The following is a 10,499-nucleotide window of genomic DNA, read 5'->3' on the forward strand; positions in this document are numbered from 1 at the left end:
GGCCATGGCGCAGTTCTTCATCGACCGACCCATCTTCGCGTGGGTGCTCTCCATCGTCGTCATGCTCGCGGGCCTGATGGCGATCCGCACGCTGCCGCTCGAGCAGTACCCCGACATCGCGCCGCCGCGCGTGTCGATCAACGCCACCTACACCGGCGCCTCGGCCAAGACGGTCGAGGACTCGGTCACGCAGGTGATCGAGCAGCAGCTCAAGGGGCTGGACAACCTGCTGTACATGCAGTCGACCAGCAACTCCTCGGGCGTGGCCCGGCTGTCGCTGACCTTCAACCCCGGCACCAGCATCGACGTGGCCCAGATGCAGGTGCAGAACAAGCTGCAGCAGGCCATGTCGCGGCTGCCGCAGCAGGTGCAGAGCCGCGGCGTCACCGTCACCAAGGGCGGCAACGACTTCCTGATGATCGTCTCGATGTTCTCGGGCGACGGCAGCGCCTCGGCCGTGGACGTGGGCGACTACATCAGCAGCAACCTGGTCGACGTGATCAGCCGCATCGACGGCGTGGGCGAGGTCCAGACCCTGGGCACCGGCTACGCCATGCGGCTGTGGCTCGACCCCGACAAGCTGCGCAAGTACGCGCTGATGCCCTCGGACGTGAACGCCGCCATCACGGCGCAGAACGCGCAGGTGTCGGCCGGCCAGCTCGGCGCGCTGCCGGCGGCGGCGCAGCAGCAGCTCAACGCCACCATCACCGCGCGCAGCAAGCTGCAGACCGCGGAGCAGTTCGAGAACGTGGTGCTGCGCGTGACGCCCGACGGCGCCGTGGTGCGGCTGAAGGACGTGGCGCGCGTCGAGCTCGGCGCCGAGAACCTCACGGTGCGCTCGCAGCTCGACGGCCGGCCCGGTGCCGGCCTCGGCGTGGTGCTGGCCGACGGCGCCAACGCGGTGCAGGTGGCCGAGGCCGTGAAGGCCAAGGTCGAGGAGCTCAAGCCGCTGTTCCCGAACCAGCTGCAGACCTTCGTGAGCTACGACACCACGCCCTTCGTCAGCGCCTCGATCGACGAGGTGGTGAAGGCGCTGCTCGAGGCCATGCTGCTGGTGGTGCTGGTGATGTATGTGTTCCTGCAGAACTTCCGCGCCACGCTGATCCCCGCGATCGCGGTGCCGGTGGTGCTGCTGGGCACCTTCGGCGTGCTGTCGATGGCCGGCTACTCGATCAACACGCTCACCATGTTCGGCATGGTGCTGGCGATCGGCCTCCTGGTGGACGACGCCATCGTGGTGGTCGAGAACGTCGAGCGCGTGATGCACGAGGAAGGGCTCTCGCCCAAGGAGGCCACGCGCAAGTCGATGGCCGAGATCACGCCCGCGCTGGTAGGCATCGCGCTGGTGCTGTCGGCGGTGTTCGTGCCGATGGCCTTCTTCGGCGGCTCCACCGGCGTGATCTACCGCCAGTTCTCGATCACCATCGTCTCGGCGATGGCGCTGTCGGTGTTCGTGGCGCTCACGCTCACGCCCGCGCTGTGCGCCACGCTGCTCAAGCCGGTCGCCAAGGGCGGGCATGCGGCGCCGCGCGCCGGCCTGCTGGGCCGGGTCGACCGCTTCTTCGCGGCCTTCAACCGCGGCTTCGACCGCAACGCCGCGCGCTACGAGGGCGTGGTCGGCGGCATCGTGCGGCGCGGCAAGCGCAGCCTGGTGGTCTACCTGCTGATCGCGGGGGTGATGGCGCTGCTCTTCATGCGGCTGCCGACCTCCTTCCTGCCCGACGAGGACCAGGCCTTCCTGCAGGTGCAGGTGACCCTGCCGCCGGGCGCCTCGAACGCGCGGCTGCAGCCCGTGACGCAGCAGGTGCAGCAGTACTTCGCCAAGCAGCCCGAGGTGCTGAGCGTCAACGTCATCACCGGCCAGAACGGCGACCAGAGCTCGGCGCGCGCCTTCGTCAAGCTCAAGGACTGGGCCGAGCGCACCGGCAAGGGCCAGTCGGCGGCCGAACTCGCGCGCCGTGCCAACAAGGACCTGTCGACCGTGCGCGACGCGCGCATCTTCGTGCTGCTGCCGCCGGCCGTGCGCGGCCTGGGCGCCAATGCCGGCTTCAACTTCCACCTGAAGGACATCAACGGCCTGGGCCACGACGCGCTGGTGAAGGCGCGCGACCAGGCCATCGAGCTGCTGGGCCAGCGGCCCGAGGTGGCGAACGTGCGCAGCAACAACCTCGACGACACGCCCGAGTTCGCGGTCGACATCGACGACGCGCGCGCCGGCGCGCTGAGCCTGGCGACCGCCGACATCGACAGCACGCTGTCGAGCGCCATGGGCGGCACCTACATCAACGACTTCCTCGACAAGGGCCGCGTGAAGCGCGTCTACATGCAGGGCGACACCGACTTCCGCATGCTGCCCTCGGACATCGACCGCTGGAGCGTGCGCAACAGCCTGGGCCAGATGGTCTCGTTCCCGGCCTTCTCGAGCTCGCGCTGGAGCTACGGCTCGCCGCAGCTGCAGCGCTACAACGGCAGCCCGAGCTACGAGTTCGTGGGCGATGCCGCGCCGGGCGTGAGCTCGGGCGACGCGATGGCCGCGGTCGAGGAGGTGATGAAGCAGATGCCGCCGGGCATCGGCTACGAATGGACCGGCGCCTCGTTCCAGGAGCGGCTGTCGGGCGCGCAGGCGCCGCTGCTCTACGCGATCTCGATCCTGTTCGTGTTCCTGTGCCTTGCCGCGCTCTACGAGAGCTGGTCGGTGCCGTTCTCGGTGATCCTGGTGGTGCCGCTGGGCATCGTGGGCGCGCTGCTGTTCACCAGCCTGCGCGGCCTGAGCAACGACGTGTACTTCCAGGTCGGCCTGCTGACCACCGTGGGGCTGTCGTCGAAGAACGCGATCCTGATCGTGGAGTTCGCCAAGCAGCTGCAGGAACAGGGCAGGAGCGTGCTCGACGCCACGCTGCAGGCGGTGCGCCTGCGGCTGCGCCCGATCCTGATGACCTCGCTGGCCTTCGGCTTCGGCGTGCTGCCGCTGGCCATCGGCACCGGCGCCGGCGCGGGCGGCCGCCAGTCGATCGGCACCGCGGTGCTCGGCGGCATGGTGGTGGGCACCGCGCTCGGCATCTTCTTCGTGCCGCTGTTCTTCGCGCTGATCCGCGGCTGGCTCGCGGGGCGGCGCAAGCCCGCGCCGAAGGACGAGCCCCTCGCACCCGCGCAGACCGCCGGGCAAGGAGGCCACTGATGCGCCACGCCCTCCCCTTGCGTTCGCTGACGCTCGTCGCCGCCGCCGTGCTCGCGGGCTGCGTCAACCTCGCGCCCGATTACCAGGCGCCCACGTTGCCGGTGCCGCAGACCCTGCCCTCGGCCAACGTGGAAGCCGCCACGCCGCTCGATGCGGGCTGGCGCGACTTCTTCGTCGAGCCGAAGCTGCGCGCCGTCATCGAACTCGCGCTCGCCAACAACCGCGACCTGCGCGTGGCCGCGCTCAACATCGAGCGCGCACGGGCCCAGTACGGCATCGCGCGCGCCGGGCTCTTTCCCACCATCGACGCCGGCGCCGGCGGCAGCCGCTCGCGCACGCCGGGCAGCCTCTCGACCGGCGGCGAGCCGCGCTACGCCACGCAGTACAGCGCCGACCTCGGCCTCACGAGCTACGAGATCGACCTGTTCGGCCGCGTGCGCAACCTGAGCGAGTCGGCGCTGCAGAGCTTCTTCCAGACCGAGGCCACGCAGCGCGGCACGCAGATCAGCCTGGTGGCCTCGGTCGCCACCGCCTGGCTGCAGCTCGCGGCCGACGAGCAGCGGCTGCAGCTCGCGCGCCACACGCTCGAGAGCCAGCGCCGTTCCTTCGACCTGATCCAGCGCGGCCATGGGCTGGGCGCGCAGTCGGGCCTCGCGCTCGCGCAGGCCCAGAGCACGGTCGACGCGGCGCGCGCCGACGCGGCCGCCTTCGACAGCCAGGTCGAGCAGGACCGCAATGCGCTCGCGCTGCTGGTCGGCGCCACGCCGCCGGCCGAACTGCTGCCCACGCCGGCCGCGACCGACCCGAGCACGGCCACGGCCGCCACCGCCGAGCCCGCGCCCGCCGCGCGGCTGCTGGTGCCGCCGGCCGGCCTGCCCTCGAGCGTGCTGCAGCAGCGGCCCGACGTGCTCGCGGCCGAGCATGCGCTGCGCGCGAGCAACGCCGACATCGGTGCCGCGCGCGCCGCCTTCTTCCCGCGCATCGCGCTCACCGCCTCGGCGGGCACGGCCAGCAGCACGCTGTCGGGCCTGTTCGCCAGCGGCAGCAGCGCCTGGAGCTTCGCGCCCTCGATCAGCGTGCCGATCTTCGATGGCGGCGCCAACCGCGCCAACCTGCGCGTGGCCGAGGCGCAGCAGAAGATCCAGCTCGCGAGCTACGAGAAGACGGTGCAGACCGCGTTCCGCGAAGTGGCCGATGCGCTGGCCGAGCGCCGCACGCTGGCCGAGCGGCTGGACGCGCAGCGCTCGCTGCTCGACGCCACCTCGCGCAGCTTCTCGCTGTCGCAGTCGCTGTTCCGCAGCGGCGCCAGCAGCTACCTCGACGTGCTCGATGCGCAGCGCGCCTACTACGCCGCGCAGCAGACGCTGATCGGCCTGCAGCTCACCGAGCAGACCAACCGGCTCACGATCTACAAGGTGCTGGGCGGGGGCTGGAAGGAGAGCTGAGGCCGCTCAGGCCGACGCCGCCACGCCCGGCGCCGGCCGCAGCAGCCAGCGCACCTCCTGCGTCTGCTCGCTGTCCGGGTAGCGGTTCTCGAGCGTGGTCAGGATCGGTTGCGCCATGTCCGAACGGCCCAGCCCCTGCACCAGCACGCGCGCGGCCAGCTCGTAGGCCTGCGGGATCGCGGCATGGCCGCGGAAGCGCCGGTCGAAGCCCGCGAGCAGCGCCAGCGTGCCGTGGGCATCGCCGCCGCGCCATTCGGCGCGCGCCATCGCGATCACCATCGCGGGGTCCTCGAGCGCGAAGGCCTTGTCCTTCTCGCGGCAGGCCTTGAACACCCTGAGCGCCTCGGACGCGAGGTCGCGCCGCATCAGCAGCGGGATGAAGCGGCGCGCCTGGTCGAGCATCGCGTCCTTCTTGTCGGGCACGAGCGCCAGCACGCGGTGGTAGCGGCGCTGCGCCGCGAGGTCGTCCGAAGGCGCGGTGCGCTGCGCCTCGTAGGCGAGGCCGAGCGCGGCCGCGAGGTCGCCCTCGGTGATGCACTGCGCGACCTCGGCGTCGAGGCGCTGCGCCGCAATCTGCTCGGGCGTGCGGCGGTCCACCGGCGCGCCGTCGTCCACGCCGCCGCCGGGCAGCAGGTCGATGCCCAGTGCCGCATGGTGCTGGTACATCACGTAGCCCAGCAGGCTGGCCATCACCCAGCCGAAGTAGATGAAGGCGAAGTTGATGATAGGCAGCGCGATGCGCCCGTCGATCACCGGCAGCAGCATGGCGATCGCGATCTGCGCGCCGGTGCTCAGCAGGAACAGGAAGAAGCACAGCAGCGCATAGGGCCAGCCGATGATGCGCATCGTCTCCCACACGTAGCCGGGGTTCATCGCCTGGAAGAAGCTGCACGACTGCACCAGCACGATCACCGCGGCCGGGAAGGTGAAGGACATGACGAACACGCCGACCGTGGCGAGCATCGGATCGAGCCTGGCCAGCGCGCCGATCGCGATGCCCTGCACCAGCGAGATCGCGAACAGCTTCCACGGCAGGTTGACCCACTCGTCGTCGAGCGTGCGCGGGAAGTCGGCCGAGCGCCAGATGCCGCGCGAGCCCAGCGCCACCACCTTGAAGCCGTAGCGGCTCGCGGCCAGCACGATGCCCAGCTCGATCAGAAGGATCGCGAGCACGTCGGGCAGGAAGAACACCGCCTCGAACAGCAGGCTGCACAGCGCGAGCGCCAGCCCGTACATGAGCGGGCGCATCTGGAAGGGAAAGGCGAAGAAGCTGTTGAGGCGGTGCCAGAACGGCGGTGGCGCGGGCGGCTCGTCGTCGAGCCGGCGGTCATGGGCCCTCATGGCGCGGCCCCCGCTGTCCGGGCCTCGCAGCGGCGGGCCATCGGCGCACGCGCGCGCCCGCCGATGAAGCCATGGCACGCGCCCACGCGGCGCGCGATCACGATCGCGATGTTCCTCATGCTCCACCCCGCGCGCCTCGGCGCTCCCGCTGCTGTTCTGTGTGCGGGGCAGTATACGTTCGCAAATGTTTCCAACGCCCACCCAAATGGGTGGTTCGCGCGCGCAAAAGCCACCGGAAGCCGGGGGCACGCCCCGGTCTTCGCGATGGCGGCGCGAGGCTCAGCCCGCGCGGTAGAAGATGTAGTCGGCCTGGTACTTGACGACCTGTTTCTGGCCCATGTTCGAGGCGCCGCAGGCCGCGGCCGGCGCGACGCCGCCCTGGGTCGCCACGCGCTGGATGTAGCTCACGTTCTGCATCGCGCCGGCGCCCGTGGCCGGGTTGGCCTTCACGAGCTGGTGCGGGATGTTGCCGCTGCCGTTCGGAGCAACCGCGACCTGCGTGGCCGTGACCTTCGAACCGTCGGCGCTTTCCCAGGTGGCCGGCGGACCGTAGTACTTGCCGACCTGCTTGCCGCCGCGATCCCAGAGCTTGGCATCGGGGCCGACGAAGAACCATTCGTACTGGCCGGCGGCGTTGGCCTTGACGCGGCATTCGTAGGTGATATCGCCGGTGCCCACGGTTTCCATGACCACCATGTGGCCGGCCGGCACCTTCACCGCGTCGGGCAGGGAGGCCTGCGAGAACGTCGCGGCGGGCTTGGCGCCCATGCCGGAGCAGGCGGCGAGCCCGACCACGGCCAGCGCGGCGGCCAGGGCGTTCAGGGTGCGGATATGCATGATCGTTTCCTTTTTCAGATCGGCTTCGGGAGAGGTGAAAGAAGAAGCGGTCCGTTGTTGTCGTACGTTTCGACGGCCTCCTTCCCCTGTACGCACGCGACGGCCGAACGGATTCAGCACGCGCGCAAGGCCGGTTGAATCCGGCGCCGCCGCGCGGCCGTATTCCAGGGATGCAAAGCGATGCCCCACAATCGGCGAATGACCGCACCCAGCCCCGACGCCGAGCTGATGGCGCTGATCGACCGGATCGGCCATCGCGACGAAGCCGCCCTGCGCATCCTGTACGACCGGACCGCCCCGAAGCTCATGGGCCTCGCGATGCGCGTGGTCCGGCAGCGCGAATGGGCCGAGGACGTACTGCAGGAGAGCTTTCTCACCGTCTGGCGCGTGGCCGGCGACTACCGCGCCAGCCTGAGCCCGCCGCTGGCCTGGCTCGGGCTGATCGTGCGCAGCCGCGCGCTCGACCTGCTGCGCCGCCGCACCGCCGACCGGGCCCAGCTCACGCAGGAATTCGACGAGCTGATGGCCGACACGCTCGAATCCGATGCACCGAACCCGGCCGACACGGCCGATGCCAGCGAGCAGGCCTGGGCGCTGCACCAGTGCCTGAGCCAGCTCGAGGGCCGGCAGCGCGAGGTGGTCAGCCTGGCCTACCTGCGCGAGCTCAGCCATGGCGAACTGGCCGACCAGCTCAAGCTGCCGCTGGGCACGGTCAAGACCTGGATCCGGCGCGGCCTGGAGAAACTGCGCGTCTGCATGGGACGCTTCGCGTAGGCGCAGAGAAAGTAGCCCCGCCATGAAACTCACCGCCCATCCCGAACTGCTGGAGCTGCTGGCCGCGAGCCACGCGCTCGGCACCCTGCGTGGCGGCGCGCGCCGCCGCTTCGAGACCCTCGCGCGCGAACAGGCGCCGGTGCGCGCCGCCGCGCTGGTCTGGCAGGGCCGACTGGCCAGCATGACCGAGCTGCAGAGCCCGGTCGTGCCCGACCCGGCCGTCTGGACCCGCATCCGCAACATGATCGACGCCGAGCAGGCGCAGCTTGCGCTGACGCGCCAGCGCGAGGCGGCCGCGGCGGCCCAGCAGCGCAAGCCCGCGGGCGGCTGGCTCGGCAGCCTCGCGCTGTGGCGCGGCGCGACCGCGGCCGGCGCGCTGGCCACGGTGCTCGCGGTCACGGTCGGCCTGAACCTGCGCGACCAGCTGCAGAACGCGCCCGCGGTGCAGTACGTGGCCGTGCTGTCCGACGACAAGGACGCGGCCTCGATGCTCGTGACCTTCGATCCGAAGAAGCGCCAGCTGGTGCTGCAGCGCGTGGGCGGCTTCAGCGAAGGCGCCGACAAGTCGCTGCAGCTGTGGGCCCTGCCCCCGGGCGGCGCGCCGCGCTCGCTGGGCGTGCTCGACCGCGCGCCGGGCCTGCGGCTGCCGGCCAGCGAAGCCGACGTGCGCGCCGTGCCCACGCTCGCGATCAGCCTCGAGCCCAAGGGCGGCGTACCGAGCGAAGGCGGGCCGACCGGCCCGGTGCTCTTCAAGGGCGCACTGATCGAGAAGACAATCTGAGGCCTGGCGGGCGCCGTGCGCGGCGCCCGTTGTTCGCCCAGCTTCGGCTTTTCCGATGGTCCGCCCGCCCGCTTTTTCTTTTCGTTCCATGCTTTCGACGAAGACCGCGCTCGCCGCGCTGTGCCTGCTGGCCGCCTCGCTCGCCGCCCAGGCCCAGGCACCCGCCCTCGCCCCGGCGCCCGCCGCCAGCTTCGACCCGGTCGTCTCCTCGGCCGACTACCTCGCCGCGCGCGTGCGCTGGCACCGCGAGCTCGAGGCCTTCGCGCGCGCCGACCAGGACGGCCTGCCACCGCCCGGCGGCGTGGTGTTCGTGGGCAGCTCCACGGTGCGCATGTGGACCCGCCTCTCGCAGGACTTCGCCAACGTGCCCGGCATCGTCAACCGCGGCTTCGGCGGCTCCACGCTGGCCGACTGCAGCCTGTTCGCGCACGACCTCGTGGTGCGCTACCGGCCGCGCCAGGTGATCGTCTACGCGGGCGACAACGACCTCGCCGAGGGCCGCACGCCGCTGCAGGTGCTCGATGCCTTCGTGCGCTTCGCCAACGCGGTGCGCAACGAACTGCCCGATGCGCGCATCAGCTTCGTCTCGGTCAAGCCCAGCCCCTCGCGCGAGCACCTGATGCCGCTGATCCGCGAGACCAACCACATGGTCTCGGCCTACCTCAACCGGCTGCCCAACAGCGAGTACATCGACATCTTCACGCCGATGCTCGGGGCCGACGGCAAGCCGCGGCCCGAGCTGTTCCGCGGCGACCGGCTGCACATGACCGACGAGGGCTACCGGCTGTGGCAGTCGGTGATCGCCTCGCACCTCGTGCCGGCGCCCTGAGGCGGTCGCGCGCGGATTCGAATTCTTTCGACTGAACTTTCCCGCCGGCTTTCGCCCATTGCCGGCGGTGTCCTACGTCGGGCCCGCGCGCCCGGTCATCGAGGACCCGCGCCGGCCGTGTAAAAACGACGCATGGTCAACACCCGCCGGGCGCCATGCAGCCGCGGCGGGACGTTCAGGGAGAGATCCATGCCGAGCGCTTCGCGAGCCCAACGCGTCCTGCGAGTCACTTCGCCCGCGATGCCGCAATGGGGCGGCGACTCCGCGCTGGAGCCGGTCGCGATCGAGGGTCACGAGGGACTGAGCCGGCTGTTCGCCTACACGGTCACGCTGAGCACGCGCGAGCAGCCCGGCCTCAACGAGCGGCAGGCCGCCAACGTCGCCATCAAGCAGCTCGTGGGCGAACCGCTGGCGGTGCACATCCTGCTCGACGGCCGTCCGGGCGCGAACGGCGAGTGGCGCCATCTCTCGGGGCTGGTCACGCGGGTGCGCTTCCTGCGGCTGGAGAACCGCCGCGCGCTCTACGAAGCCGAGATCGAGCCCTGGCTCACGCTCGCCACGCGCAGCAGCGACTACCGCATCTTCCAGCACAAGACGGTGCTGGACATCGTGCGCGAGGTGCTCTCGCCCTACGGCTTCGCGCTCGACATCCGCGCCTCGCGCAGCTATCCGGCGCGCGATTTCCAGGTGCAGTACGGCGAGACGGATTTCGATTTCGTCGCGCGGCTGCTGCACGAATGGGGGCTGTACTTCCACTTCGAGCATGCCGAGGACAAGCACACGCTGGCGATCGTCGACGAGATGGACGCGCACCGGCCCTTCGCGAACGCGGGCTACGAGAAGATCCCGTTCCACGCGGCCGAGGACACGGTGCGCGAGGAGCACTGCGACAGCTTCTGCGCCTTCGAGGCGCTGCAGAGCGGGCGCTGGGTCACCGACGACTTCGACTTCGAGCGACCCAAGGCACGGTTGCAGCAGGTCAGCGCGATGCCGCGCAAGACCGCGCAGAACGAACGCGAGCGCTATGGCTGGCCCGGCGACTACACGGTCGAGTCCGAAGGCGAGCAACTGGTGCGCCGCCGCATGGAGGAGACCGGCAGCCGCGGCGAGCGCGCGAGCGGCTCGGGCAACCTGCGCGCGGTGGTGCCGGGCTGCACCCTGACGCTCGAGCGCCATCCGCAGAACGAGGCCAACCGCGAATACCTCGTCACCGCCGCGCGGCTGCGCCTGCAGGAGCCCGGCGAGGCCTCGGGGCAGGAACAGTTCGAGTGCCGCGTCGACTTCGAGGTGATCCCGACCAGCAAGGTCTACCGC

At 70.8% G+C, this 10,499-nt stretch carries 8 protein-coding genes; 6 read left to right on the forward strand and 2 right to left on the reverse strand.

Annotated elements, in window-relative coordinates:
- Positions 1-4 precede the first annotated feature (4 nt).
- Positions 5-3,178, forward strand: coding sequence for an efflux RND transporter permease subunit (locus KV106_RS07940; RefSeq protein WP_261208770.1), 3,174 nt, complete (start codon positions 5-7; stop codon positions 3,176-3,178).
- A complete protein-coding gene (locus tag KV106_RS07945) occupies positions 3,178-4,623 on the forward strand; it encodes an efflux transporter outer membrane subunit (protein ID WP_261208772.1) in 1,446 nt (481 codons plus the stop codon). Before KV106_RS07940 ends, KV106_RS07945 begins: the two co-directional genes overlap by 1 nt.
- Positions 4,624-4,629: 6 nt before the next feature.
- On the opposite strand, the gene KV106_RS07950 is transcribed toward KV106_RS07945, so the two are convergent.
- A complete protein-coding gene (locus KV106_RS07950; RefSeq protein WP_261208773.1) occupies positions 4,630-5,964 on the reverse strand; it encodes a hypothetical protein in 1,335 nt (444 codons plus the stop codon).
- Between the two features lie 279 nt (positions 5,965-6,243).
- Positions 6,244-6,801 (reverse strand): DUF3455 domain-containing protein, encoded by a 558-nt coding sequence (locus KV106_RS07955; RefSeq protein ID WP_261208774.1) that lies wholly within the window; start codon positions 6,799-6,801, stop codon positions 6,244-6,246.
- Positions 6,802-6,999: 198 nt separating this feature from the next.
- On the opposite strand from KV106_RS07955, the gene KV106_RS07960 reads away from it, so the two are divergent.
- From KV106_RS07960 to KV106_RS07975, 4 genes are all read left to right on the forward strand, one after another.
- Complete coding sequence (locus tag KV106_RS07960) at positions 7,000-7,575, forward strand: RNA polymerase sigma factor (RefSeq protein WP_261208775.1); 576 nt, start codon at positions 7,000-7,002, stop codon at positions 7,573-7,575.
- A 22-nt stretch (positions 7,576-7,597) separates the two neighbouring features.
- Complete coding sequence (locus KV106_RS07965) at positions 7,598-8,356, forward strand: anti-sigma factor (protein ID WP_261208783.1); 759 nt, start codon at positions 7,598-7,600, stop codon at positions 8,354-8,356.
- Between the two features lie 88 nt (positions 8,357-8,444).
- The gene (locus KV106_RS07970; protein WP_057597841.1) at positions 8,445-9,185 is read left to right on the forward strand and encodes an SGNH/GDSL hydrolase family protein; all 741 of its coding nucleotides are present in this window, start codon (positions 8,445-8,447) and stop codon (positions 9,183-9,185) included.
- Positions 9,186-9,425: 240 nt separating this feature from the next.
- On the forward strand, positions 9,426-10,499 hold a 1,074-nt coding region (locus KV106_RS07975; protein WP_261208785.1), incomplete at its 3' end, for a type VI secretion system Vgr family protein.

Source organism: Variovorax endophyticus, from assembly GCF_025376855.1.
Taxonomy (GTDB): domain Bacteria; phylum Pseudomonadota; class Gammaproteobacteria; order Burkholderiales; family Burkholderiaceae_C; genus Variovorax.